26 protein-coding genes and 3 tRNA genes are annotated in these 25,664 nt (G+C 60.9%); 11 read left to right on the top strand and 18 right to left on the bottom strand.

Annotated features, from left to right (window positions below):
• Position 1: 1 nt before the first annotated feature.
• The 6 genes from AAGQ88_RS15110 to AAGQ88_RS15085 form a co-directional block, all read right to left on the bottom strand.
• Complete coding sequence (locus tag AAGQ88_RS15110; protein WP_285426141.1) at positions 2-1,024, bottom strand: ABC transporter permease; 1,023 nt, start codon at positions 1,022-1,024, stop codon at positions 2-4.
• Positions 1,024-2,088: a microcin C ABC transporter permease YejB gene (locus AAGQ88_RS15105; RefSeq protein WP_342652805.1), complete on the bottom strand. Its 1,065-nt coding sequence runs from the start codon at positions 2,086-2,088 to the stop codon at positions 1,024-1,026. Before AAGQ88_RS15105 ends, AAGQ88_RS15110 begins: the two co-directional genes overlap by 1 nt.
• Positions 2,088-3,956 (bottom strand): extracellular solute-binding protein, encoded by a 1,869-nt coding sequence (locus AAGQ88_RS15100; RefSeq protein WP_342652804.1) that lies wholly within the window; start codon positions 3,954-3,956, stop codon positions 2,088-2,090. Before AAGQ88_RS15100 ends, AAGQ88_RS15105 begins: the two co-directional genes overlap by 1 nt.
• A gap of 336 nt (positions 3,957-4,292) precedes the next feature.
• On the bottom strand, positions 4,293-4,574 hold the full coding sequence (locus AAGQ88_RS15095; RefSeq protein ID WP_285426144.1) for a peptidylprolyl isomerase: 282 nt from the start codon (positions 4,572-4,574) through the stop codon (positions 4,293-4,295).
• 106 nt (positions 4,575-4,680) lie between these two features.
• On the bottom strand, positions 4,681-5,562 hold the full coding sequence (locus tag AAGQ88_RS15090; RefSeq protein ID WP_342652803.1) for a triacylglycerol lipase: 882 nt from the start codon (positions 5,560-5,562) through the stop codon (positions 4,681-4,683).
• A 302-nt stretch (positions 5,563-5,864) separates the two neighbouring features.
• Entirely contained in the window at positions 5,865-6,950 is a 1,086-nt protein-coding gene (locus tag AAGQ88_RS15085) for a 3-deoxy-7-phosphoheptulonate synthase (protein WP_342652802.1), read from the bottom strand.
• Between the two features lie 675 nt (positions 6,951-7,625).
• On the opposite strand from AAGQ88_RS15085, the gene AAGQ88_RS15080 reads away from it, so the two are divergent.
• On the top strand, positions 7,626-8,078 hold the full coding sequence (locus tag AAGQ88_RS15080) for a GNAT family N-acetyltransferase (protein ID WP_285426147.1): 453 nt from the start codon (positions 7,626-7,628) through the stop codon (positions 8,076-8,078).
• 110 nt (positions 8,079-8,188) lie between these two features.
• Here AAGQ88_RS15080 and AAGQ88_RS15075 read toward each other — a convergent pair whose 3' ends face one another.
• Entirely contained in the window at positions 8,189-8,431 is a 243-nt protein-coding gene (locus AAGQ88_RS15075; RefSeq protein WP_342652801.1) for a DNA-binding protein, read from the bottom strand.
• An 81-nt stretch (positions 8,432-8,512) separates the two neighbouring features.
• On the opposite strand from AAGQ88_RS15075, the gene AAGQ88_RS15070 reads away from it, so the two are divergent.
• From AAGQ88_RS15070 to AAGQ88_RS15040, 7 genes are all read left to right on the top strand, one after another.
• Positions 8,513-8,872: a helix-turn-helix transcriptional regulator gene (locus tag AAGQ88_RS15070; RefSeq protein WP_285426149.1), complete on the top strand. Its 360-nt coding sequence runs from the start codon at positions 8,513-8,515 to the stop codon at positions 8,870-8,872.
• Between the two features lie 190 nt (positions 8,873-9,062).
• Positions 9,063-9,707, top strand: a complete 645-nt coding sequence (uvrY, locus tag AAGQ88_RS15065; protein ID WP_093458872.1) for a UvrY/SirA/GacA family response regulator transcription factor — start codon at positions 9,063-9,065, stop codon at positions 9,705-9,707.
• 1 nt (position 9,708) lies between these two features.
• The gene (gene uvrC, locus AAGQ88_RS15060; protein WP_342655816.1) at positions 9,709-11,532 is read left to right on the top strand and encodes an excinuclease ABC subunit UvrC; all 1,824 of its coding nucleotides are present in this window, start codon (positions 9,709-9,711) and stop codon (positions 11,530-11,532) included.
• Positions 11,533-11,564: 32 nt separating this feature from the next.
• Complete coding sequence (pgsA, locus tag AAGQ88_RS15055) at positions 11,565-12,122, top strand: CDP-diacylglycerol--glycerol-3-phosphate 3-phosphatidyltransferase (protein ID WP_285426150.1); 558 nt, start codon at positions 11,565-11,567, stop codon at positions 12,120-12,122.
• 127 nt (positions 12,123-12,249) lie between these two features.
• A tRNA-Gly gene (locus tag AAGQ88_RS15050) sits at positions 12,250-12,325 on the top strand.
• Between the two features lie 45 nt (positions 12,326-12,370).
• Positions 12,371-12,444, top strand: a tRNA-Cys gene (locus AAGQ88_RS15045).
• Between the two features lie 172 nt (positions 12,445-12,616).
• Positions 12,617-12,703: transfer RNA gene (locus AAGQ88_RS15040), tRNA-Leu, on the top strand.
• Between the two features lie 145 nt (positions 12,704-12,848).
• Here the strand turns inward: AAGQ88_RS15040 and AAGQ88_RS15035 are convergent.
• The gene (locus AAGQ88_RS15035; RefSeq protein ID WP_342652800.1) at positions 12,849-13,733 is read right to left on the bottom strand and encodes a LysR family transcriptional regulator; all 885 of its coding nucleotides are present in this window, start codon (positions 13,731-13,733) and stop codon (positions 12,849-12,851) included.
• Between the two features lie 78 nt (positions 13,734-13,811).
• Between AAGQ88_RS15035 and AAGQ88_RS15030 the strand changes: the two genes are divergently transcribed.
• Entirely contained in the window at positions 13,812-14,522 is a 711-nt protein-coding gene (locus AAGQ88_RS15030; RefSeq protein WP_342652799.1) for an SDR family oxidoreductase, read from the top strand.
• 67 nt (positions 14,523-14,589) lie between these two features.
• Here AAGQ88_RS15030 and AAGQ88_RS15025 read toward each other — a convergent pair whose 3' ends face one another.
• From AAGQ88_RS15025 to AAGQ88_RS14990, 8 genes are all read right to left on the bottom strand, one after another.
• Positions 14,590-14,928, bottom strand: coding sequence for a hypothetical protein (locus tag AAGQ88_RS15025; protein ID WP_342652798.1), 339 nt, complete (start codon positions 14,926-14,928; stop codon positions 14,590-14,592).
• Positions 14,929-15,160: 232 nt separating this feature from the next.
• The gene (locus AAGQ88_RS15020) at positions 15,161-17,857 is read right to left on the bottom strand and encodes an excinuclease ABC subunit UvrA (protein ID WP_342652797.1); all 2,697 of its coding nucleotides are present in this window, start codon (positions 17,855-17,857) and stop codon (positions 15,161-15,163) included.
• 38 nt (positions 17,858-17,895) lie between these two features.
• Positions 17,896-18,069: a hypothetical protein gene (locus AAGQ88_RS15015; protein ID WP_285426155.1), complete on the bottom strand. Its 174-nt coding sequence runs from the start codon at positions 18,067-18,069 to the stop codon at positions 17,896-17,898.
• On the bottom strand, positions 18,066-19,124 hold the full coding sequence (locus AAGQ88_RS15010; RefSeq protein ID WP_342652796.1) for a DNA topoisomerase IB: 1,059 nt from the start codon (positions 19,122-19,124) through the stop codon (positions 18,066-18,068). Before AAGQ88_RS15010 ends, AAGQ88_RS15015 begins: the two co-directional genes overlap by 4 nt.
• A gap of 119 nt (positions 19,125-19,243) precedes the next feature.
• A complete protein-coding gene (gene modC, locus AAGQ88_RS15005) occupies positions 19,244-20,332 on the bottom strand; it encodes a molybdenum ABC transporter ATP-binding protein (protein WP_342652795.1) in 1,089 nt (362 codons plus the stop codon).
• Between the two features lie 3 nt (positions 20,333-20,335).
• A complete protein-coding gene (gene modB, locus AAGQ88_RS15000) occupies positions 20,336-21,016 on the bottom strand; it encodes a molybdate ABC transporter permease subunit (protein ID WP_342652794.1) in 681 nt (226 codons plus the stop codon).
• Positions 21,017-21,784, bottom strand: a complete 768-nt coding sequence (gene modA, locus AAGQ88_RS14995; protein ID WP_342652793.1) for a molybdate ABC transporter substrate-binding protein — start codon at positions 21,782-21,784, stop codon at positions 21,017-21,019.
• Between the two features lie 120 nt (positions 21,785-21,904).
• Positions 21,905-22,987: a nitronate monooxygenase family protein gene (locus AAGQ88_RS14990; RefSeq protein WP_342652792.1), complete on the bottom strand. Its 1,083-nt coding sequence runs from the start codon at positions 22,985-22,987 to the stop codon at positions 21,905-21,907.
• A 78-nt stretch (positions 22,988-23,065) separates the two neighbouring features.
• Here AAGQ88_RS14990 and AAGQ88_RS14985 point away from each other — a divergent pair, with 78 nt between their 5' ends.
• A complete protein-coding gene (locus tag AAGQ88_RS14985) occupies positions 23,066-23,704 on the top strand; it encodes a TetR/AcrR family transcriptional regulator (protein ID WP_342652791.1) in 639 nt (212 codons plus the stop codon).
• 48 nt (positions 23,705-23,752) lie between these two features.
• Positions 23,753-24,736, top strand: a complete 984-nt coding sequence (locus AAGQ88_RS14980; RefSeq protein WP_342652790.1) for an MDR family oxidoreductase — start codon at positions 23,753-23,755, stop codon at positions 24,734-24,736.
• On the opposite strand, the gene AAGQ88_RS14975 is transcribed toward AAGQ88_RS14980, so the two are convergent.
• Together AAGQ88_RS14975 and AAGQ88_RS14970 are read right to left on the bottom strand one after the other, a co-directional pair.
• Positions 24,737-25,180: an RES family NAD+ phosphorylase gene (locus tag AAGQ88_RS14975; RefSeq protein WP_342652789.1), complete on the bottom strand. Its 444-nt coding sequence runs from the start codon at positions 25,178-25,180 to the stop codon at positions 24,737-24,739.
• Entirely contained in the window at positions 25,180-25,629 is a 450-nt protein-coding gene (locus AAGQ88_RS14970; protein ID WP_285426164.1) for an antitoxin Xre/MbcA/ParS toxin-binding domain-containing protein, read from the bottom strand. Before AAGQ88_RS14970 ends, AAGQ88_RS14975 begins: the two co-directional genes overlap by 1 nt.
• Positions 25,630-25,664 lie beyond the last annotated feature (35 nt).

Here is a 25,664-nt window from a genome sequence, read left to right as displayed (position 1 = left end):
GTCAGGACCTCGGGTCAAAGGCGTCACGCAGCGCCTCGCCTATGAACACTAGCAACGACAGAATCAGCGCCAGGGTGAAAAACGCCGTGAAGCCGAGCCAGGGCGCCTGCAGATTCTGCTTGCCCTGGCCGATCAACTCGCCCAGCGACGCGCTGCCTGCCGGCATGCCGAAGCCCAGGAAATCCAGTGCGGTCAGCGTTGAAATCGCGCCGGTCAGGATGAACGGCAGGTAACTCAGGGTGGCGTTCATCGCATTGGGCAGAATGTGTCGCAGGATCACTTTGCGATCGTCCAGCCCCAGCGCGCGCGCCGCCTTCACGTACTCCAGGTTACGCCCGCGCAGAAACTCCGCACGCACCACATCCACCAGCGCCAGCCACGAAAACAGGGCCATGATGCCCAGTAGCCACCAGAAGTTCGGTTCCACGAAGCCTGAAAGAATGATGAGCAGGTAAAGCACGGGCAATCCGGACCACACTTCAAGCAGACGCTGCCCGATCAGATCCACCCAGCCGCCGTAGTAACCCTGCAATGCGCCGGCGGCAATGCCGATCAACGCACTGATGACGGTCAGCGCCAGGGCGAACAGAATCGAAACCCGCGAGCCGAAGATGACGCGCGCCAGTACGTCCCGCGCCTGATCGTCAGTGCCCAGCCAGTTAATGGAAGAGGGCGGACTGGGCGCCGGTTTGTTCAGGTCATAGTTGGGCGTGTCGTCACTGAACGGGATGGGCGGAAACAGCATCCAGCCGTCACCGTCGGTGATCAGTTGACGAACGTAGTCACTGCGGTAGTCGGGCTGGAAGGGCAGTTGACCGCCGAATTCCTGCTCGGTGTAGCGTTTGAACGCAGGAAAGTACAACGAGTGTTGATAACTGAGCACCAAAGGTTTGTCGTTGGCGATCAGTTCGCCACACAGGCTGAGGACGAACAGCCCGCAAAACAGCCATAACGACCACCAGCCACGACGGTTGTTGCGAAAACGCTCGAAACGACGGCGAGCCACCGGAGACAGTCTGCTCATCATGCGTTCCTCGCACTGAAATCGATTCGGGGGTCGACGAGGGTGTAGCAGATGTCGCCGACCAGCTTAATCAGCAGTCCGAACAGGGTGAAGATGAACAGTGTCCCGAACACCACGGGATAGTCCCGCGAGACAGCGGCCTCGTAGCTCATTCGACCCAGGCCATCGAGGGAAAAGATCACTTCGATCATCAGCGAACCGGCGAAGAACACGCTGATGAACGCCTGGGGAATACCAGCGACCACCAGCAGCATCGCGTTGCGGAACACATGCCCGTACAGCACGCGGCGTTCACTCAGGCCCTTGGCCCGGGCGGTGACCACGTACTGACGCGTGACCTCATTGAGGAACGAGTTCTTTGTGAGAATGGTCAGCGTCGCGAAACCGCCGATCACCAGGGAAATCACCGGCAGGACCAAGTGCCAGAAGTAGTCGGCGATCTTGCCCAGCGTGGTCATCTGATCGAAGTTCTCGGACACCAGGCCGCGCACCGGGAACCAGCTCAACGACGTACCGCCCGCGAACACCACCACCAGCAGCATGGCGAACAGGAACGCGGGCATTGCATAACCGATGATGATCGCCGTGCTGCTCCAGATGTCGAAATGGCTGCCATGCTTGACCGCTTTGCGTATACCCAGCGGGATCGACACCAGATAGGTGATGAGAGTGGCCCATAGCCCGAGCGAGATCGACACCGGCATCTTTTGCAGAATGAGGTCAGTGACCTTGGCGCCCCGGAAGAAACTGTTGCCGAAGTCCAGCCGGGCGTAGTTTTTCAGCATCAGCCACAGACGTTCGTGCAAGGGTTTGTCGAACCCGTATTGGTGCTCGATCTCCTTGATCAGCTTGGGGTCCAGCCCGCGGCTGGCGCGTGACTGCCCCGCGTTCATGGTTTCGGTGTGCCCTGCGCCGATCGTTCCGCCGGCCACGCCTTGCAGCTTGGCGATGGCCTGCTCGACCGGACCGCCCGGCGCGGCCTGCACGATGAAGAAGTTGACCAGCAGAATGCACAGCAGCGTCGGGATGATCAGCAGCAGACGCCGCATCAGGTAGCCGAACATCACTTCACCTCCCATGGAAGGGCCGAATCACCCTGTTGCCGGGCGAACTGTTCGGTCGTCAGCGCCTGCGGGCTCAACTCCCACCAGGTGTCGATGGCTTCGCTGTTGCTGGCCTGCACTTTGGGAATGCCGAAACGGTTCCACCACACCGTGGAAGATCCCGGCGGGTAATAGTTGGGAATCCAGTAGAAGCCCCATTGCAGCACCCGGTCCAGTGCGTGGGCGTAATCGATCATCGCCGGCTTGCTGTCGGCTTTGGCCAGTCCATTGATCAGCGTGTCGACCGCCGGATCGCGCAGCACCATGTAATTGCTCGAGCCCGAGTCCCGGGCAACTTTGGAACCGAAGTTGTTGTACAGCTCCATGCCCGGCGAAGTCGAAACGCCATAGCCGGTCACGATCATGTCGTAGTCACGGGCCATTACCCGGTTCAGGTACTGCGCCGAGTCGATCCTTCGGATTTCAAAGTCGATCCCTATCTGCGCGAGGTTGCGCTTGTACGGCAGCAGAATCTTCTCGAAACCGCTCTGGCCATTGAGGAAGGTGAAACTCAGTGGTTCGCCGTCCGCGTTGACCAGCTTGTCGCCCTTGGGCATCCAGCCCGCTTCTTCGAGCAGGCCCAAGGCCTGCAGCTGCTTGTCGCGAATGAAGCCGGTGCCGTCCGTTCTGGGTGTCTGGAATACCGTGGTGAACACCTCCGGCGGGACCTGACCGCGCAGGGGTTCGAGGATCTTCAGCTCCGATTCGGTCGGCAGCTGCGTCGCAGCCAGTTCGCTGTTGGAAAAGTAGCTGTTCTGACGCACGTACACGTTGCGCATCATCTGCCGGTTGGTCCACTCGAAGTCCCACAGCATGGCCAGCGCCTGGCGCACGCGGCGGTCCTGAAATTTCGGTCTGTCGAGGTTGAATACGAAGCCCTGAGAACTTTGCACGGCGCCTGGCGCAAGGTGAGCGCGTTGCAGCCGGCCTTCGGCCAGCGCGGGGCTTTCGTAGCGAACGGCATAACCGGTGGCGGAGTATTCGCGGTTGTAGTCATAACCGCCGCCGAGCAGCACCTGGCGCGCGACGTCGGTGTCGCCGAAATACTCGACGCTGAAATGATCGAAGTTATAGAGGCCGCGATTGACCGGCAGGTCTTTGGCCCACCAGTCGACGTTACGCTCGAAGGTGATGCTGCGGCCCGGATCGACCTTGCCGATGCGGTAGGGGCCACTGCCGACAGGGGGCTCGAAGCCGCCGCCGTTGGCGAAGTCACGATCTTTCCACCAGTGCTCGGGAAACACCGGCAGGGAGGCCAGGTCCAGGGGCAGCGTGCGGCTCTCGTTGCTCTTGAAGTCGAAGCGAACCTGGGTGGGCGACTCGACCTCCACGCCTTTGACGTCCTGGAATTCGGTGCGGTACGACAAACTGCCCTGGGTCATCAGCAGGTCGTAGGTGTAGCGGACATCTTCGGCCGTGATCGGCGTGCCGTCGGAGAACTGTGCCTTGGGATTGAGGTAGAACCGCAGAGACATGCCGTCGGCAGCACGCTCCATTTTTTCCGCGATCAGGCCATAAACGGTGTACGGTTCATCCAGTGACCTGACAGCCAGCGGCGCGTACAGCAAGCCATTGACCTGCGACACGCCCGTGCCTTTGTCCAGGTACGGCATGATGTGATCGAATTGACCGATTTCCTGCGCCGAACGACGCATGCTGCCGCCTTTTGGGGCATTCGGGTTCACGTAGTCGAAGTGCTGGAAACCGGACGGGTAGCGGGGAGCCTCGCCGTAGACGGTCAGTGCGTGTTGAGGTGCGGCGGACAGGGACTGAAAACCTGAAACAAGGACCAGTGTTGCAACCATCAGCGATGAAAAAACAAAACGCATTACACAAATCCTGACTGACGTTGGGCGCAACATCAGGGTTGAAGGTCGTGATCAGGCGATTGCTGCCTGGTCTGTGGATGATCCATTGTTTTTATTCGTTACCTCCGGTGGCAAGGTACCTCAATGCCGGAATCTTTGTAACCGCACACTACCAGTGGTTGATGACTTCTTTACATTTGCACGGGGTCATGGCTGCCAAACGACGTGGCGTTAACAACTAGCAATAACAACTAGCAATTTCTTTGCCGGAATGGCAGCGCTGCGTTTTTCTCACGCACTGAATACAAACGGCCCGCTTGTCAGAGCGGGCCGCAGGTTGTATCGGTCAAGCCGGAATCAGTCCTGGCGGCTGGTCACTTCCAGCAGGTGGTAACCGAACTGGGTTTTCACCGGGCCCTGCACGACGTTGACTGGCGCGCTGAAGACCACCGTGTCGAATTCCTTGACCATCTGACCCGGACCGAAAGAACCCAGATCGCCACCCTGACGGCTGGACGGGCAGCTGGAGTTGGATTTGGCGACTTCCGCGAAGTCAGCGCCTGCCTCGATCTGGGCTTTGAGCTCGTTGCATTTCTCTTCGCTGGACACAAGGATGTGGCGGGCAGTGGCTTTGGCCATTTGGGGTACTCCTGTTAAAAAAGGAAAGAGCCTACCGGATTAAGGGAGGCTTTTCCCGAGAAAGTTCCGGGTCCCGGACCGCGCACAGCAGGGACATCATCAGCCGCTACAGACCTTTGCTGAACAGCAATGCAGCATGGTCGACGTACAGTTTTACCGGGTCAATATTTGCGCGCACCAGACCAGCGGTTTGATTGATGGTGTCGACATGGTCCATCGGATAGTCGCTGCGGATCACTTTGCCCAGGTGAGAGCTGCAGCGTCCGACAAGCCCGTCGTTGCAGTCAGTTTCCTGCTCGAACAGCCGCGCATAACCGCGCAGTGCCAGGTGTAACGGGTCCAGTGCGTTGCGCCCCTCCGAAAACAGCGAGTCCTGAATGCAGCCACTCCAGGAGTAATAATGCACACCGTCGACCCGCTCATTGCCTTCACCGCCCCACTCGGACGGCAAGCCCTGCGGATAGCGGCTGTTGAAGCGCGCCACGCCCTCGCGGGTCAGGGCGTCCAGTGCGTCCACCGGGCTTTGCGGCAGGTGGCCATTGCCGCTGAGCAGGGACAGGAAGTGAGCGAAGCCTGACGCCATTCGTGCGGCGGCGGCCTCGGGCATGTTTCCTGGCGTGAGTGCGCGGCGCAATTGGTCGGCCACTTCGGAGCCGTGATTGGGGCCGCTGACCGAGGTGACTGACGCCACCATGCCCGGTCGAACGGCCGCGACATAACGGCAAGTGAGTGCGCCTTGACTGTGGCCGATGAGGTTGACCTTCAGGTATCCCGTGCGTTTAAGGAATCGCTCGATCTGCTCAATGAGTTGCTCGCCGCGGATTTCGTTATCGTGTACGCCAGACAGTGCAGGCACATGGGTCCTGCAACCGGCTTTCTCGAGGGCTTGCCGGACTCCGTGAAACATTTCGAACTGACCGATGCGATCAAACCCGAACAAGCCGTGGACCAGCAGGATGGGATATTTGGTGGTGACTTCCGTGTACATATTCGACAGTCCGCTCACTGAGTTGGGCGAACGAGACTAAGCGTTTCCCACAGCTCGGTGTTGTGCCGGGATCTGAGGCGCCGCCTTGTTGACCAAGTGAAAGGCCGTCGCGCCGCGCGCCCGGAGGCGCCGGTTTTTGGCAGAGGGTTAAACATCTGCGGGCGGATAAGGAAGAAGGCCGCACGAGCGAGCGAGTGCGTCCTACGGGCTGCGTCTGAACAGGCGCGCGACCGGGCTGATAACGGTGACACGTCGATGGGAAACCGATGACGGTTCACGCCATGGCTTCCCACCTGGAAATGTTATCTGTAACGCAGCTTGTCGACGGCATCACGCAGCAGTTGCTCGGTGCCGTTCCAGCCCAGGCAACCGTCGGTGATCGACACGCCGTAGCGCAGCGAATCGCTGAACGGCTGGCAGCCCTCGAACAGATGGCTTTCCAGCATCATGCCGATCAGCGTCCGGTCGCCTGCCAGACGCTGGTTCAGCACATCATTGAAGACCTGCGGCTGACGCAAGGGGTCTTTGCCGCTGTTGGCATGACTGCAGTCGACCATGATTCGCGCGGCAATGCGCTGTTTGTCCAGGCTGGCATTCACCGCGTCGATACTCTGCGCGCCGTAGTTGGGGCCGTTGTGACCGCCACGCAGGACGATGTGAGTGTCCGGATTGCCGCGGGTTTCGATGATCGCCGGATGACCGTGCGCGTCGACGCCGAAATGACGGTGCGCATGCGCCGCTGAACGAATCGCGTCACAGGCAACGGCGATCCCGCCGTCGGTGCCGTTCTTGAAGCCGACCGGCATCTGCAGCCCGCTCGCCATTTCACGATGAATCTGCGACTCGGTGGTGCGCGCGCCGATGGCGACCCAGCTCAGCAGGTCATCGAAGTAGCCTGCCGCCATGGGCTGGAGCAATTCAGTGGCGATGGGCAGGCCGAGTCGGGTCATCTCACGCATCAGGTGCCGGGACAACGTCAGGCCTGCGGCCATGTCATCGCTGCCGTCAAGGTGCGGGTCGTACGCCAGGCCTTTCCAGCCCACGGTCGTGCGGGGCTTCTCGACGTAGGCGCGCATCACCAGCAGCATCTGGTCGCTGACTTCCTCTGCCAGACCGGCAAGACGCGCCGCGTATTCAAGCGCGGACTCAGGGTCATGAATGGAGCAGGGGCCTACGACGACGAGAAGACGCGAATCTTCGCCGTTGAGAATGGCGCATACGGATTGGCGATGGGCTGCGATCTGCGCAGTGAGCGCGGCATCGAGCGATAACTGCTGTTTCAGCGCCAGAGCGCTGGGCAAACGCAGCGGAGCGGGGTGACTGTCGAGCAGGGTCACGGCAGCGGACGGCAGATCGGACAGGTTTGTTGCGGCGACGGACGAGTTCATTTCAAGGCTTCCTGGTCGGCGGGCGTTGTCCCGCGCGGACCTACTGGGGTGTTCGACAATTGGCCGGGTCGGCGCTGTGAGTTGTATTGCCACCTGTCAGTGACCGATCGGAGGCGGCTGGCTGTCCCGAACGGAGGTTGCTAAATCGCCATGCGTAGCTGATGTCGTAGCGGTAATAGTTGCTGTGGTTCATGTTGGTTTCCTCGATGCGGAGCGTTAGTCAGGTTTAAGGCAGGCCAAAAAAACAAAACCCCCGGTCGGGAGGCCGACCGGGGGTAGAGTTATCTCTGGTGGCGTCCCGTATTCGTGGGCGCCGTGTGGGTATCAGGCGCGCCAGTGGCTAAACCAATACCCATAAAAATAAGAAGTCGCGGAGGTAGTCTTCGTCGCGTCCCACGCAGCCAGATCCGCAGCCTGACGCAAGGCGTCGGCAGAGGCATGCAGCTGAGATGAGAGGGAATGCAACATGGTGTGTCTCCGTTGTGTGACCGCGAGCTTACTTCAGGCACGCTGCGCTGTTCAATTGGAATATTCAATGAAGGTCATCGATTGTTCATTGCCTGGCGACCTCGGATGTCCGAGAAGCTGCCGCTGCGTAGAATGTCGGGATAGTGGTGGGCGACTTGCCGAACATAGGTCGTGGAATAGTCGTGGAATGCCTGACAGGAGGGCTGCATGAAAAAGCAGGTCAATAAGGATGTTTCCCTGCACCCGGCGTCCGACGCCGACCTTGCATTCGCCCGTGAGTTGACTCGCGTGAACATGCGCGACTATTACAGTCAATGCGGACTGATCTGGCAGCCCGAGGGGTTCGATGCGCAATGGCCGCTGAGGGAGAACTACCTGATCCTCAAGGCCGACACGTGCGCGGGCTATCTGGGTGTGACGCGGGAGAGCGGTTATCTGTATGTGCGCGATGTTCAACTGATCGAACGCTATCGCGGTGAAGGCGTGGGCGGCCGGGTCATGGGTCGCGTTACCGAGATGGCGATAGAGCAGCGTTGTGCATGTGTGCGGCTGAAAGTCTTCAAAACCAACCCGGCAGTCCATTGGTACAAAAGACTGGGGTTTGTCACCGTAGGGGAAGAGCAGGCACTGTTGTGGATGGAACGTGTCATCTCTGTCTGACCCGCGCAGTCTCTTTTTCTGACAGGTGTCTGGGCCGGCGAGAAAAACTTCCGCGTAAAGCGAAGCGCGCTCAATCAAACTTTCAGAAACTTCCTACGTACTTTGATTGATTAAGAAACAGGCTCTTCGGAAGCGTCAATTCCTGTGACAACCTTTGACGGTATTACCCCTATCTTCATTCCCAGAAGTACCGCTACTTTATGAGCTTCTCCCCGGCGGCCTTTCTTGCGTCCGGAAAGAATCTGATAAGTCGTTGCAGGGTCTACCTTGTTTTCCCTTGCAAATTCCTGAACCGATTTGCCCTGTTGATCCAGCCAGGCCTTGGCTTGTGCTGCGGTGCGTGTTCCGGGCATAGTTCAAAACCGTTCAAGTCAGTTCAAATTATCTGGATATTACCATTCGTAAGGATGGGGTCAATAAGGTTGTGCATTCAAATGAGTGGAATCGGTGCCCGCATTCGGGAAGAGCGGGAGCGTCTTGGGCTCTCGCAACGCGCATTCGGTGAAATTGGTGGTGTGGAGCCCAACGCTCAGGGCAAATACGAGAACGGCGACCGCACGCCGAAGGCCGACTACCTCGCCAACGTCGCCGCGAGGGGGGTTGATGTGCTTTATGTGTTGACCGGCAATCGCACGCCAGCCCCGATCGAAAACCTGAGCCAGATCGAGGAGTGGGTGCTGGGCAGCTACCGTTCACTCGTCAAGGAAGATCAGGACGCCATTCGCCGCCTGACAACTACGCTGGCGGAATATAAAGCCTCGTATGCGGTGGAAAAGAAACCCGATTCGCACTAACCGCTCAAGGGCTATTCGAAGTCGCGCGTTTGAAGATTTTTTGCAAGTTCTGCGGTCGATGATGATAGCGTGTCCGATTCGTTGTCGATCATCTTGCAAGGCCGTCAAAAAAGCATTCTCGCTAGGTCATGCACTTTCTTTTTGCTAAGGTGGCGATCGTTCGCCATGAATTGTTCCGTGAGGTGTCTGCTTGATTAGGGTGTTGGTTGTCGATGACCACGATCTGGTTCGGACAGGTATCACGCGTATGTTGGCCGACATTGACGGTTTGCAGGTTGTCGGCCAGGCCGAATCGGGCGAAGAATCCTTGAAAAAGGCACGTGAGCTCAAGCCTGACGTGGTCCTGATGGACGTCAAGATGCCCGGTATTGGCGGTCTTGAGGCCACCCGAAAACTGCTGCGCAGCCATCCGGATATCAAAGTGGTCGCCGTGACGGTCTGTGAGGAAGATCCTTTTCCGACCCGCCTGCTGCAGGCGGGCGCGGCAGGGTACATGACCAAGGGCGCCGGGCTGACCGAAATGGTCCAGGCCATCCGGCTGGTGTTTGCCGGCCAGCGTTACATCAGTCCGCAGATCGCCCAGCAACTGGCGCTCAAATCGTTCCAGCCGCAGACCAGCAATTCGCCTTTCGATCTCCTGTCCGAACGGGAAATCCAGATCGCCTTGATGATCGTCGGTTGCCAGAAAGTGCAGACGATCTCCGACAAGCTGTGCCTGTCCCCCAAAACCGTGAACACCTACCGGTACCGTATTTTCGAGAAGCTTTCGATCGGCAGTGACGTCGAGCTGGCATTGCTGGCTGTTCGCCACGGCATGGTCGATGCCAGCGCCTGAAATGACCCAGCCGTTCGATCCCAGCGCGTTTCTGTCCACCTGCAGTGGTCGCCCCGGCGTCTATCGGATGTTCGATATCGATGGGCGGCTGCTGTACGTCGGCAAAGCCAAGAACCTCAAGAAGCGGCTCGCCAGCTACTTCCGCAAAACCGGCCACGCACCGAAAACCGGAGCGCTGGTGGCGCGGATCGCGCAGATCGAGACCACTATCACAGCCAATGAGACCGAAGCGTTGCTGCTCGAGCAGACGCTCATCAAAGAGTCTCGGCCGCCGTATAACATCCTGTTGCGTGACGACAAGTCCTACCCGTACGTGCACTTGTCCGACGGCGAATTCCCGCGTCTGAGCATTCACCGTGGCGCCAAGAAGGCGAAAGGTCGGTACTTCGGCCCTTACCCGAGTGCCGGGGCCATCCGCGAAAGCCTGAGCATCCTGCAGAAGACCTTTCACGTGCGTCAGTGCGAGGACAGCTTTTACAAGAACCGCATCCGGCCGTGTCTGCAGTACCAGATCAAGCGCTGCAAGGCGCCGTGCGTCAACTTCGTCGAGCCGCAGGTGTATGCCGAGGATGTGCGCCACTCGGTGATGTTTCTGGAAGGGCGCAGCAATGCCCTGACCGATGAGCTCAACTCGCTGATGGAAAAGGCGGCGATGGATCTGAATTTCGAGCACGCCGCCGAGCTTCGCGATCAGATCGGTCTGCTGCGTCGTGTCCAGGATCAGCAAAGCATGGAAGCCGGCACTGGCGATGTCGATGTCGTAGCGGCATTCGTCAACCCGGGCGGCGCTTGCGTTCATCTCATCAGCGTGCGCGGCGGTCGGGTGCTGGGCAGCAAGAATTTCTTCCCGCAGGTCGGCATCGAGGAAGAGGTCGGTGAAGTCATGTCGGCGTTCCTCGCGCAGTATTTTCTGGGCGGCGGCGAGCGGGAGTTGCCGGGCGAAGTCATTGTCAACGTGGTCAATGAAGATTTCCCGGCATTGATCGAAGCGATCGAGGCTTCTCGCGGGCGCGAAATCGTCATCAGTCACCGGGTGCGCGGTACACGCGCTCGCTGGCAGCAACTGGCGGTGACCAATGCCGAGCAGGCACTGGCAGCGCGTCTGGCCAACCGGCAGCATGTCGCCGCGCGCTTCGAAGCGCTGGCTGAAGTGCTCAAGCTCGACGAGCCGCCGCAACGCCTGGAATGCTACGACATCAGCCATTCCAGCGGCGAGGCGACGGTGGCGTCGTGCGTGGTGTTCGGGCCAGAAGGGCCGATCAAGTCGGATTATCGGCGCTACAATATCGAGGGCGTCACGGCCGGGGACGATTACGCAGCGATGCATCAGGCGCTGACACGGCGTTTCGGCAAGATCAAGGACGGCGAGGGCAAGTTGCCAGACATCCTGCTGGTGGACGGCGGCAAGGGGCAGTTGAACATGGCCCGCGACGTCATGAATGAGCTGGCGATCCCCGATCTGATTCTGCTCGGCGTGGCCAAAGGCACCACACGAAAGGCCGGCTTCGAGACCCTTTACCTCAATGACGCCGCCCATGAATTCACGCTCAAAGGCGATTCCCCCGCGCTTCACCTGATCCAGCAGATCCGCGACGAGGCCCACCGTTTTGCGATTACCGGGCACCGGGCGCGCCGTGGCAAGACGCGCCGCACTTCAACCCTGGAAGGGGTGGCCGGTGTCGGCCCGACACGACGCAGAGACCTGCTCAAACACTTCGGTGGCCTGCAGGAATTGTCTCGCGCCAGCGTCGAAGAAATCGCCAAAGCACCGGGAATCAGTAAAAAGCTCGCAGAGTCGATTTATGCGAACCTGCACAGCGAGTAGAATGCCCGCTCACCTCGTAGCCAGTTGTGCCGATGAATATCCCTAATCTGATTACCGTATTACGTGTCCTGCTGATTCCGATCTTCATTCTGCTGTTCTATCTGCCTTATTACTGGAGCTACATGGCTGCCAGTTCGGTTTTCGCGCTGGCCGCGGCGACGGACTGGCTGGATGGCTATCTCGCCCGACGCCTGCAGCAGAGCACGCCGTTCGGCGCCTTCCTCGATCCGGTGGCCGACAAGCTCATGGTCGCGGTGGCGCTGGTGCTGCTGGTTCAGGCGCATGCCAATTTCTGGCTGACGTTACCGGCAGCGGTGATCATCGGTCGTGAAATCGTCATCTCCGCGTTGCGCGAATGGATGGCCGAGCTGGGGGCGCGCGCTCAGGTCGCTGTCTCCAACCTGGGCAAATGGAAAACCGCGGCGCAGATGCTCGCGCTGGTGATTCTGCTGGCCAACCCACCTGCGTTCACGTTCTGGGTCGTGTTGGGTTACGTGCTGCTGATGGTCGCCGCAGGCCTGACCTTGTGGTCAATGGTGCAATACCTCCGGGCGGCATGGCCGCATTTGAGGACGACCACTGAGGAGTAGCGTCTCAGTTTGATCAAACGGCGCTTCCCGTTTCTGGTGCTGCAGCGAGACGGCACCCCGAGATAAGTATTTTTAAATCAAGGGGTTGACGGGGTCATTTGAATCTATAGAATGGCGCCCACACCAAGCGGGAATAGCTCAGTTGGTAGAGCACGACCTTGCCAAGGTCGGGGTCGCGAGTTCGAGTCTCGTTTCCCGCTCCAGTTTGTATGCGTTGAGCGGTCGTTGTCTGATCGTTTGGCGTTTGAGGCCGAGTAGCAAAATGGTTATGCCGCGGATTGCAAATCCGCTTACGCCGGTTCGATTCCGACCTCGGCCTCCACTATAAACGAGCTCTGTAGATCTATGATTTACAGAGCTTTTTTATTTCCGGATGGAATCCGTTTTCGCCCTGAATGAGGGCGTTTTCGGCTTGCTTCACTGCGTGGGGATGTATATATTCCCAGCTCTTGTCAGCTTCATGGCCGTAGGGCTTCAAGCTGATCTGCACTATCGCCCTGATGGTGAAATTGGTAGACACACCGGACTTAAAATCCGTCGTCCGAAAGGATGTGCCGGTTCGACTCCGGCTCGGGGCACCATTCAAGAAAGGCGCTTACGGAGCAATCCGAAGCGCCTTTTTTCTTGCCGGTTTGAGAAGCTCTCACGTCTCTAAAGAAGCATTGTGCCGCTGTCCTGCACCCGTCGGGACCTGCCGTCTTGCCCAAATCTCTCATCTGAACGTGCTCACGTGAACAGCGAGCGCGCCTGATCGAACATCTCAGCTATCTCTAGCGCAACTGTTCTGATCGACGAATCTTTCCGGTCGCGTCCTCGGGTCAGCAGGAACACCTCTCTGCTCGGTGGCACGGGGCCCAGATCGCACAAGCGCAGCTGCGGGGCGGCCCGGCCAATGTAGTGGGGGATCAACGCGAGTCCTATCCCCGAGCGCGCGGCGATGGACTGGAGGAACTGGTCTTTGGCGCGAAAGGCCACGCGCGCGCGGGGAAAATGCTGGGTCATCCAGATTTCCTGGGACAGATAACCGTCGGCCTCGTTGAAGCCGATGAAGACGAGGCTGTCTCCATTTTCAGTCGCCTGACAGACCTCCTGCGTCCCGTAGAACCCGTAGCCAACCGTGGTCAACGGGCGAGCGACGATGTCTCCGTCCTTGGGGATGTCGAAGCGAATGGCGATGTCGGCCTCATGCCGGTCGAGGCTGACCGAACGCAGCGTAGGTGCCAGATCGATGTCCAGACGCGGATGACGGGCGATCAGCTCAGGCAAGCGGGAAATCAGAAACCCCCCGCACAGCCCCGGCGATGAGCTGATTCTGACGAGGCCCGAAGGGGATCCGTCTTGCATGCCGCGGCCCAGTACCTGGGCGGCCTGCTCCATCTCTCTGGCAGCCTGAAGGGCGTGGGTGCCCGCCAGTGTCAGGACATAGCCGTCCGGGCGCCGCTCCACGAGCTTCTCGCCAAGGCTGTCCTCCAGCGAACGAAGCCGGCGCGCAACCGTTGCATGGTTCACCGAGAGCATTCTGGCTGCTGCAGAGAGGCTTCCGTGACGCGCCAGCGCCAAAAAGATCCTGACATCCTGCCAATCGAGGGCTGTGCGTTTTTGATCAGTCATTGAGAGAAGATAGGGAATATTCGATCAGCTGACAACGCTCTATCTTCGGCTCATCAAACGAGCAAGAAGGAGTCAGCAATGCCAGATATCAAGAAAGTCGCGATAGTCACCGGCGCTTCGCAAGGCATGGGCGAGGCCATCGTCCACGCGTTCCGCGCCCGAGGATACGGGGTCGTCGCGACGTCACGCTCGATCCAGCCTTCCAGCGATCCGGATCTCATCACGGTCGCGGGGGACATTGGTGATCCCGAGACGAGCAAGCGTGTGGTCGCCGCCGCGATGGAGCGGTTCGGCCGTATCGACACGCTGGTCAATAACGCAGGGATCTTCATCGGCAAGGCGTTTACCGACTACACCGAGGATGATTACCGGCTGAAGTTGCGGACGAACCTGGACGGATTCTTTTTCGCCACTCAAGCGGTCATTCCTGTGATGCTGACTCAGGGCAGCGGTCATGTGGTGCAGATCACCGCGTCCACTGCAGAGTTCGCCAGTTCACTGTCGCCGGCCTTCATCGCGATGCTCACCAAGGGCGGGATGAACTCGGCCACCAAGAGCCTCGCGATCGAGTACGCCCAGCGTGGCATTCGAGTGAATGCGGTCGCGCCCGGCGTGATCCGGACCCCGATGCACGATCCGCAGATCGTCGAGCAACTGGCTGCTTTCCACCCGATGAACAAGCTGGGAGAAGTCGAGGACATCGTGCGCGCCGTGCTCTACCTTGAGGATGCGGCGTTCTCGACGGGTGAGATTCTGCACATCGACGGCGGCCTGATCGCAGGCCGTTAACCTGCGCGCTGCGCACCGTCTGACTCAGGCGCTCATGGATCTCTCCAGAGCGCCTGAGTCGTTTGTGCTACTGGGCCGGCTTCTTCTCAGCGCTGTGCGCTTCTTTCTCTTTAATCAACGCATCGGCGTCTGCGCCTGAATTCGAGCCGGAGGCTTCTTCGCCGCGTTTGTTGGCCTTTTCTGCATTGGACTCTGCCGGTTGCGTGTGGCCGTCCACTGGAAGCGCGGTCTGCGGATTTTTGTCTTCGGTCGCGAGTGCATTGAGCGAACAGACTGAAAACAAACCTGCGAGGGCGAGGGCGCCCGTGATTTTGTTCATGATCGTTGCCTCCAGAGACTGTGTGCCATTGGAGCGGTCATCAGGCGAAAGGGTGCAGGCCACCTGATGAGTGGAGGGGCTGCGCATGCCGCAACATCGCGCAGGCCATGTCCGCATCTTCCCGGCCAATGGACTGACTGCTCAGTCATGATCGGAACCGGTCATTTCTGCTCAAAAAATCGCTGAACTTGGGCAAATGGCCAGAATCCATTCATTCATCTGAATCCCATGGAGTGCATTGCGATGGATGATGAACTGGATTTTGCCACCGACCTTCAGTTTTTCGGTTGTGCAGTGTTGATCGCGATCTGCGCCGGTATTACCTGGCTGATTCTTTGACCCGATGCTGCGGCATGGCCTTGCGCAGGAACGGAGCGGTGCGACTCTGCGCGACGTTTATCACCGCTTCCGGCGTGCCGCTGGCGACGATGGTCCCACCCTTGACGCCAGCGCCTGGGCCGATGTCGATCACCCAGTCGCTCTGCGCCACGACACGCATTTCATGCTCGACCACGATCACACTGTGGCCAGCGTCGACCAGGGCGTTGAGTTGGGTGAGCAGCCGATCGACGTCCGTGGGATGCAGACCGGTGGTGGGTTCGTCCAGCACGTACAGCGTCGCCCCACGCTGGCTGCGTTGTAATTCGGTGGCAAGCTTGATGCGCTGGGCTTCGCCGCCGGACAATTCAGTCGCCGGCTGGCCGAGGCGCAGGTAGCCCAAACCGATGTCGCGCAGCACGGTCAGCGAACGCAACACGGCAGGCTGTTGGGCGAACACCCCGACGGCCTGATCGACGGTCAATTGCAGGACCTGCGCAATGCTCAATCCCTGCCATTGAATGCCCAGCGTTTCCGGGTTGTACCGCGCACCATGGCAGGTCGGGCAGGGCGCATAGACGCTGGGCATGAACAGCAACTCGACGCTGACAAATCCTTCGCCTTCGCACACCGGGCAGCGACCTTTGGCGACGTTGAACGAGAATTGTCCTGCGTCATAGCCGGCAGCCTGCGCATCCGGGGTGGCGGCAAACAGCTTACGCACGTTATCGAACAGGCCGGTGTAGGTCGCCAGGTTGGAGCGCGGCGTGCGGCCAATGGGCTTCTGATCCACTTGCACCAGCCGCTTGATCGACTCGAGCCCGCCGGCAATATGGCCACCGGTGGCTTGCGGCGCATCGTCCTCCAGACTCGGCTCTTCCTGTTCCGGGTTGCTCACCGCACGCCCCAATTGCGCACCGACCAGTTCCAGCAGGGCCTGGCTGACCAGGCTGGATTTACCCGAGCCGGAAATACCGGTCACGGCAGTGAAGCAACCCAGCGGGAAGGCGGCCGACAGATTATCGAGGTTGTTTCGGGTGATGCCCTCAAGCCGCAGCCAGCCAGATGGAGTTCGCCGTTCGGTGCGCAGTTTGCTGTGATCGGCGAACAGATGAAGCCGAGTCTGCGAGGTTTCTATGGCCGAAAGCCCGGCCGGAGGGCCGCTGTATAGGACACGTCCGCCATTCTCGCCAGCCGCAGGGCCGACGTCGATGAGCCAGTCGGCGCGGCGCATGGTTTCAAGGTCGTGCTCAACGACGAGCAGCGAATTTCCCGCCGCCTTGAGTTGCTGAAGGGCGGTGAACAACGCTTCGCTGTCGGCGGGATGCAGCCCGGCGGAAGGCTCATCCAGCACGTAGATCACACCGAACAGTTGCGAGCCCAGTTGCGTCGCCAGGCGCAAGCGCTGCAGTTCGCCGGACGACAACGACGGCGTGCTCCGGTCAAGGGCCAGATAGCCCAGCCCCAGTTCGGTCAACGTACTGACGCGCGCCAGCAGATCCTGCGCGATGCGTTGCGCGGCCAGGCGCTTTTCGATGGACATGTTCGGCGTGGCGCGCACGTCGGGCGCTGCGTCGTGGGCCGAGCCGCCGGCCTTGACCCGCTTTTTACGCGCGTCCTTGATCTGCTCGCGATCCAGCACATGAGCGTCGTTGTCCTGATCCAGGGTGCCAGCGGCAACCGGACGCAGCACTTCAGCCAGACGCAGCAACGGCATCTGCGACAGCTCGCCGATATCAAGGCCTGCGAACGTCACCGACAGCGCCTCACGTTTCAGACGCTTGCCGTCGCAGAGCGGACAGGGGCTGCCGCGCATGAATCGAGACACGCGCTTTTTCATCAGCGCGCTTTGTGAATGAGTAAAGGTGTGCAGCACATAGCGCCGGGCGCCGATGAACGTGCCCTGATAACTGGGCTCCATTTTGCGTTTGAGGGCGACCCGGGTTTCTTCCGGCGTCAGGCCCGCATAGACCGGCGCAGTAGGCTGCTCTTCGGTGAAAAGAATCCAGTCGCGCTGCTTTTTCGGCAGATCGCGCCACGGGATGTCCACGTCGTAACCCAGGGTGACAAGGATGTCCCGCTGATTCTGGCCCTGCCACGCCAATGGCCATGAGGCGACCGCTCGCTGGCGGATCGACAGTGAGTCATCCGGCACCATCAATGCTTCCGGCACGTCGTAAACGCGACCGAGGCCGTGGCACTCCGGACAGGCGCCTTGGGGCAGGTTCGGCGAGAAGTCTTCCGCGTACAGCATCGGTTGCCCGGCGGGGTAATGGCCGGCGCGCGAATACAGCATGCGAATCAGGCTGGACAGGGTCGTCACACTGCCGACCGAGGAGCGCGTGCTGGGCGTGCCGCGTTGCTGCTGCAGCGCCACCGCCGGCGGCAAACCTTCTATGGAGTCCACATTGGGCACGCCGACTTGATCGATCAGACGCCGCGCGTAAGGCGCGACCGATTCGAAATAGCGCCGCTGCGCTTCGGCGTACAGCGTGGAGAACGCCAGCGACGATTTGCCGGAACCTGACACGCCGGTGAACACCACGAGCGCGTCCCGGGGAATGTCGACATCGACATCCTTGAGATTGTGCTCACGCGCGCCTCGCACCCGGACGAATCCCGGTGCGTCGGCGTCGACAGTGAAGGGGACGCTGGCGCGCGGATCGGCGTCGTCAGGCAGGTACGGCGGAGTGGTCATGAATAAGGCCCTGAATCCGGTAAAACAATGCGTGCAGCTTACTGTGCGCCAGGCACTTTCGGGGTATGCCCGGCGACGTCGTTGTCGCCCCCGGTCAGGGGCTCGTCCTGCCGGCTTTCGCGGCGGCGCTCGCGGTCATCGGCAACATCTGCCGGTTTCGCCTTCGGATCGTTGAGGTCTTCGCCTGGAACATGGGGTTGATCGGACGTCATGGTTTTTCTCCTGTGGATTCACTCAGCGCTTCGGCGGCTTGCAGGCCCTGAAGAAAGCCGGCGAGGGCCGCTTCCTCCAGGCGCAGCCCCTTGCGCTGGCGCAAGCGGGGCAGTTTGGACAGTTCGCCAATCACGAACGCTTCCAGAACCGCCGGATGGATGTAGCATTTGCGACAAACCGCCGGGGTGTTACCGAGCAACCGGGCCACCTCCTTGACCATCGCAACGATATGTTTCTTGGCGTCGGCCTCCGGTTCCCACTCCAGCTTGCGCAGGGTGGCCAATGCCATCGCACTGCCTGCCCAGGTGCGATAGTCCTTGGCGGTGAAATCGGCGCCTGTGAGCTTGTGCAGATACTGGTTGATGTCCGAGGAGCTGACGGTGTGGCGCTGTCCGTCATCGTCCAGGTATTGAAACAGGTTCTGCCCCGGCAACTCCATGCACCGCTTGATGATGTTGGCCAGGCGCCGGTCGGTCACGCTGATCTGATGTTCGACGCCGCTTTTGCCGCGAAACTGGAAGAGGATCTTGCTGCCATGCACGTCGACGTGTTTGTTGCGCAGCGTGGTCAGGCCGTAAGAGCGGTTGTCGCGGGCGTACTGGCTGTTGCCGATGCGGATCAGCGTCTGGTCCAGCAACGACACCACGGCGGCCATGACCTTTTCACGGCCCATGCCCGGCTGGGCCAGCTGTGCCTCCAGTTGCTTGCGCACCTTGGGCAGTGCCTTACCAAAGGCGATCATGCGGGAATATTTGTTTTCGTCGCGAATCTCGCGCCAGCGCGGGTGATAGCGATATTGCTTGCGGCCTCGCGCGTCACGCCCGGTGGCTTGCAGATGCCCGCACGGATCGGCGCAAATCCAGACGTCGGTGTAGGCCGGAGGAATCACCAGCGCATTGATGCGCTTGATTTCAGCTTCGTCACGAACACGTACGCCTTCGGTGTCGAAATAGGCGAATTTGCCGCGCAGAATCTTGCGTGTGAAGCCCGGTTGGCTGTCATCGACGTAGTGCAGATCCTTGGGCAAAGCTTCGAGAAGGGCGGGTTCCTGCATGGCGGTCAATCCTGATAACGGGTCTTTGCATTGACCTTTGCCTCGCTCAGTCGTGCCGACAAATTTCCATCGCCGTGCGCCACTGCCCGCCAACGCCGCGAGCCGGAACGCGTCGGAGGCTAGGCCAGCAGCGCGACCGATTTGATCTGTGCCCAGAGTTGCTGACCGGGCGCCAGGCCCAGGTGATCACGGGAATAACGGGTGATGCGCGCCAGCAGCGCCGTGCCGCCTGCATCGAGTCGTACCAGCACGTGGGCGGCGTTATCGGCCGCCACTTCGCTGATCACCGTCACCGGCAGGCGATTGAGGATGCTGCTTTGCGCATCCGGTTGCACGCTCAGGCTGACGTCCCGTGCCTGCACCTTGAAGCGCAGCGGCTTGCCCGCTTCCAGCGCGGAGTGGGCGACGCGAATGCTCAACTCGCTGTGGGGCAGGCGCACGGTGACCAGGTGATAACGGGCGTCATAAGCCACGACCGAGCCCTGAATCACTACGCCGGCGTCATCACCCATGGCCAGCGGCAGGTCCAGGCGGGCGAGGGTTTCACCGATCGGCCCGCTGGCGAGGGCCTTGCCGTTGCTGAGCAGGACCAGATGATCGGCCAGCCTTGCCACTTCGTCCTGAGAGTGGCTGACGTAAATCATGGGGATGTCGAGCTCGTCGTGAAGCCTTTCCAGATAGGGAAGGATCTCGCTTTTGCGCTGCGCATCGAGCGCCGCCAGAGGCTCATCGAGCAGCAGCAGACGCGGGCTGGTCAGCAGCGCCCGGGCAATGCCGATCCGCTGCCGTTCACCGCCTGACAAGGTGTCGGGACGCCGATCGAGCAGATGATCGATGCCCAGCAGTGCCGCCGCCTGCGTCAGTTGCACCCTGCGTTCGCTGGCCTTGATGCGCTTGAGGCCAAACTCCAGATTGGCCCGCACGGTCAGGTGCGCGAACAGGCTGGCTTCCTGGAACACGTAGCCCAGCGCGCGCTTGTGCACGGGCACGAAGACGCCCTCGGCAGTGTCCTGCCAGGTCTCGCCGTTGATGCGGATGAGGGCGTTGGCAGACTTCTCCAGGCCGGCGATGCAGCGCAGGCAGGTGGTCTTGCCCGACCCCGAATGGCCATACAGCGCGGTCACGCCGCGTCCGGGCAAGGCCAGATCGACATTGACGTTGAAATTGGGAAAGTCCACGTTCAGGCGGACTTCGATCGAGGCGGTCATGGGTCAGCTCCAGGCAGCTTTGGTCTTGCCGCTGGAGTAGAGCGCCAACAGAACCAGGAAGGAAAACACCAGCATGGACCCGGCCAGCCAGTGCGCTTGAGCATATTCCAGGGACTCGACGTGGTTGTAGATCTGGGTCGAGACCACGCGGGTTTTCTGGGGAATGTTGCCGCCGATCATCAGCACGACGCCAAATTCGCCGACGGTGTGGGCGAACCCCAGAATCGCGCCGGTGATGAAGCCGGGACGCGCCAGTGGCAGCACCACCGAAAAGAACGTGTCCCAGGGGCTGGCGCGCAGGGTGGCCGCGACTTCAAGCGGTCGCGAGCCAATCGCCACAAAGGCGTTCTGCAGCGGTTGCACCACGAAGGGCATGGAGTACAGCACGGAACCGATGACCAGCCCGGTAAAACTGAAGGTCAGCGTGCCCAGTCCGATGCTCTGCGTGAACTGCCCCAGCGCGCCATTCGGCCCGAGCAACAGCAGCAGATAAAAGCCGATCACCGTAGGCGGCAGCACCAGGGGCAGGGCGACCACCGCGCCCACCGGGCCTTTGAACCACGAGCGGGTTCGCGCCAGCCAGAGCGCGATGGGCGTGCCGACGATCAGCAGAATCACGGTGGTCAGCGACGCCAGTTTCAGCGTCAGGCCGACGGCCGCCAGGTCAGCACTGTCCAGTGGCATTTACAGCTGATACCCGAAGGATTTGATCACCGCCGCGGCTTTCGGGCCTTTGAGGTAATCCATCAGCGCCTTGGCGGCAGCGTTGTCCTTGCCTTTGTTGAGGATCACGGCGTCCTGTTTGATCGGTTCATGCAGGTCGGCCGGGACGATCCACGCCGATCCGCTGGTCAGCTTGCCGTCCTTGAACACCTGCGACAGCGCGACAAAGCCCAGTTCAGCGTTGCCCGTCTGCACGAATTGATACGCCTGAGCGATGCTCTGGCCTTCGACGATTTTCGCTTGAGTGGCGGCGGTCAGGCCCAGTTTGTCCAGAACCTGCGTGGCAGCCAGGCCATAGGGCGCGGCTTTTGGATTGGCGATGGACAGGTGCTGGTAGGCGTTGTCCTTGAGCACCTGGCCTTTGTCATCGACGTAACCCTCTTTGGCCGACCACAGGGCCAGCGTACCGACGGCGTAGGTGAAGCGAGACCCCTTGACGATCTCGTTCTCGCTTTCAAGCCTGGCCGGCGTGGTGTCGTCGGCGGCGAGGAACACTTCGAACGGCGCGCCGTTTTTGATCTGCGTGTAGAACTGTCCTGTCGCGCCGAACGAGGCCACCAGCTTGTGCCCGGTGTCCTTTTCAAAATCCTTGGCAATCGCCTGAATCGGCGCTGTGAAGTTGGCAGCGACCGCCACCTGGACTTCGTCCGCGAACGCCGTGCCGATCGACAGGGTCGCAGCGGCGATGGCCAGGGATTTAAGCGTGACGCGAAGGGACGTTGCGCGCATGAGGGCTCCGTAGGCTTGTTATGAGGTGATGAGGGACGTCAACCGGATACCGGCCAAACGCTATGCAGCGAAATATATAGCGAGTGGTCACCTCAAGGAAGCCTGTCCTGCGCGTATTCCTCAGTTTTTCACGCCCGCCAGCCTTTCCAGCGCTTGAATCGCCAACTGCCGGGTCAGGTCTTCGGCCGGTAATTGATGCTTGATGCCCACGGCCTGACCTGCCCAGAGGTTCATGAACCCGTCGTCGCCTTGGGGCTCGGCCTGATTGCGCAGTGGAATCAGCGCGCCGCCTGCGGTCGGGAATGCCGGCGCCGCTGCACTGATCGGTCCGATCTCGCGCATGATCCGGTTGACGATGCCGCGCGCCGGGCGGCCGGTGAAAATATTGGTCACGGCGGTGTCGCTGTCAGTCGCGCTGCCCAGCGCAGCCTGATGCAGGCGAGTGACCTTGGCTTGCGGCGTGAACAGGTACACGGTGCCCAGTTGCACCGCGCTGGCGCCGAGCATGAAGGACGCCGCGATGCCACGGCTGTCAGCAATCCCGCCCGCTGCAATCACCGGAACACTCACCGCATCCACGACTTGAGGCACCAACGCCAGCGTGCCGACCTGGGTATAAAGCTGATCGCTCAGGAACATGCCGCGATGGCCACCGGCTTCCAGCCCCATGGCAATGATGGCGTCGCAACCGTGTTGTTCCAGCCAGACCGCTTCAGCCACGGTGGTCGCCGAAGAAATCACCTTGGCACCTGTCGCTTTGACGCGCTGCAGCAAGCTCGTGTCAGGCAAGCCGAAATGGAAACTGACGACCTCGGGCCTGAGTTCTTCAACCAGCGAACAGGCGGCATCGTCGAAAGGCGCGCGGCTCGAGGTCGGCGTAGGGGCGTCATAGTCCGCGCCCAGTTCCTCGTAGTAGGGCTTGAGCAGCGCTTTCCAGGCGTCATCGGCCTGAGGATTGGCGTCCGGGTTCTGATGGCAGAAGAAGTTGAGGTTCAGCGGCGCGCGGGTGCCGGCACGGATCAGCGCGACTTCCTCACGGATCTGCGTCGGGCTGAGCATCGCACAGGGCAGCGATGGCAGGCCGCCCGCGTTGCCGACAGCGATGGCCAGTGCCGAACCGGACGCGCCGGCCATGGGCGCTTGCAGGATGGGCAGTTCGATACCAAACAGCTTGAGCAGTCGCGTGTCGGGCCAAGCAATCATCGGCAGGTCTCCAGGGCAGTGAAACAAAATACTCAGGGCGGGTTGATTTAATAGACGGTCGGTCTAATATGCAATCCCATGAATGACATCCTCGCAAAACCACGACGTCCCGGTCGACCCCCCAAGGTCGCGCGGGCCGACGACTTCGATACTCGGGACGCTTTGATCCGCTGCGGCGTCGAGGTCTTGACCGAACAAAGCTTCACGGCCACCGGCATCGATGGCGTCCTCAAGCGGGTCGGCGTGCCGAAAGGCTCGTTTTATCACTATTTCGCCAGCAAAGAGGCCTTTGGCTTTGCCGTACTGGAGCGCTACGCCGCGTTCTTCGCCAAGCGCCTGGATCGCTGGCTGCTCGACGAATCGTTGTCGCCCATGGAGCGGCTGGCCGGTTTCGTCCAGTTTTCCAAGACCAGCATGGCCAGTTACGACTACCGGTGTGGCTGCCTGGTGGGCAACATGGGCCAGGAGGTCAGCATCCTGCCGGAAGGTTTTCGGGATGTGCTGGAGAACATCTTCCTGGACTGGCAACGCCGTCTGGAAGTCTGTTTCGAAGCGGCCAAGCAGGCCGGCGAGCTGCCTCAGCATGCCGACTGTGCTGAACTTGCGGCGTATTTCTGGATTGGCTGGGAAGGCGCGGTCTTGCGGGCCCGGCTGGTAAAAAGCGACAAACCCCTTAACACCTTCATCATCGGATTTCTGCGCGGCCTGCCGCGCTGATTTCTTCAGGCGTATTTATAGACGATTGGTCTAAATAGGAGGCAAGGCATGTTCAAAGGCATTCTGATCAATAAGGACGACAACGGTTATCGGGCAGAATTGACGTCCCTCGACGAGTCCCGGCTCCCCGAAGGTGATGTCACGGTACGGGTCGCCTACAGCACGCTGAATTACAAGGATGGTCTCGCGATCACCGGGAAGGGGCCGATCGTGCGCGCGTTCCCGATGGTGCCGGGGATCGACCTTGCCGGCACGGTCGAGCAAAGCAGTAACCCCGAGTTCAAGCCGGGCGATGCAGTGCTGCTCAATGGCTGGGGTGTCGGGGAAGGGCATTGGGGCGGGCTGGCGCAGATGGCGCGGCTGGAAGGCAAGTGGCTGATCCCGCTACCCGAAGCGTTCACCGCCGCCCAGTCGATGGCCATCGGCACCGCAGGCTACACGGCGATGCTGGCCATCATGGCGCTGGAGAAAAATGACGTCACGCCGGACAAGGGCGAAATCCTCGTGACCGGGGCCAACGGCGGTGTCGGCAGCTTCGCTATCGCGCTTCTTTCCCGGCTGGGCTACCAGGTCGTGGCGTCCACCGGGCGTGCGGATCAAAGCGAGTACCTGAAACAACTGGGCGCTGCGCAGATCATCGACCGGGCGACCTTGTCCGAACCCGGCCGGCCTTTGACGAAAGAGCGCTGGGCCGGGGCAATTGATTCGGTGGGTAGCCACACCCTGGCCAATGTCTGCGCAAGCATGCGTTACCGAGGGACGGTTGCCGCGTGCGGGCTTGCACAAGGGATGGATTTTCCGGCGTCGGTGGCGCCCTTCATTCTGCGCGGCGTGACCCTGGCCGGGATCGACAGCGTGACGCGTCCGCGGCAGGACCGTCTTGACGCGTGGGCGCGTCTGGGCAGGGACCTGGATCTCTCGGTGTTGCCGTTGATCAGTCAGGAAATCGGTCTGAGCGAGGTGGTGCAAACCGCGCAGCAACTGATGCAAGGCCAAGTGCGCGGTCGAGTGGTGGTGGACGTCCAGCGCTGATCAGGCGCAGCTGAAGGCGCTGACCGCCATCACCCGGATCTGGGCGATGGCGGCATGCCTGGGGTTGAGCAACAGATTGCGCGTGTGGGTGATCGTCGCCGACGGCACGATCAGCCCCAACTGGTCATGGCGCTCCAGCCACTCGCTGCCGAAATCCATGCTCGCTCTGTCTGCCGGCAGGGCGTCCCAACCGGGAGGCAGTTCGTCCAGCGTCGGCGTCCGGTAGAGCTGCGGGTCGTTCGGCAGTTGCAGTTGCACAAGACAGCTCCCGGGACAAGGCGCACCGGTGCCGAGAATCAGCCTGTCCAGCGCACAGCCGGCTGCGCTCAGGCTCAGATAGACGGCGGCGTGATCGGGATGATTCCAGCGCCCGCCGAACGCCGCCGCGCCCTGGCCGGACAAGTCATCGATGGCGCTCTGCTTGCAGATTCTCCAGGCCAGCATCAGACCACTCCACCGTAATGCATCGCGCTGAGTACGCGACGCACCTGACGCGCGCCGATTTCCGTTTCGCACAGGGCAATCGGCGTCTGCTGGTTGAGGGCGTGATTGGCGGTCATCATCCAGCGCCGGGCGGCGTTCTGGTCTTCGAACAGTTCGGCGGCATGGGTGGCAAGGGTTGCCACGCGATCCAGGCGTTCGGAGCCGACCACATCCAGCGGACGTTGCTGGCGCAGGCGTCGCTCGAGGGTGGAGACGGAGGTGGCGAGCAAGGCTTCGAGCTGGGCGTTGCTCAGGCGGAAGGCGTTGCGCAGCGCCTTGACCCAGCCGGGAGGAAACCCCGAGCGGATGTAATCCAGACGTTGCGTTTCGTTGCGTGCGTTGAGTTGGTCGGCTATCAGCCAGAATGACGGTGCGCTGTCGCTGAGCGCTTTCTCAAGAGTGGCGGGCACGTCCTTGCTCCTTGTTTTGACCGGGAGTCAGGACC

This window comes from Pseudomonas sp. F3-2 (genome assembly GCF_038804275.1).
Classification (GTDB): Bacteria; Pseudomonadota; Gammaproteobacteria; order Pseudomonadales; family Pseudomonadaceae; genus Aquipseudomonas.
This window is presented reverse-complemented; position numbering and strand designations above follow the sequence as displayed.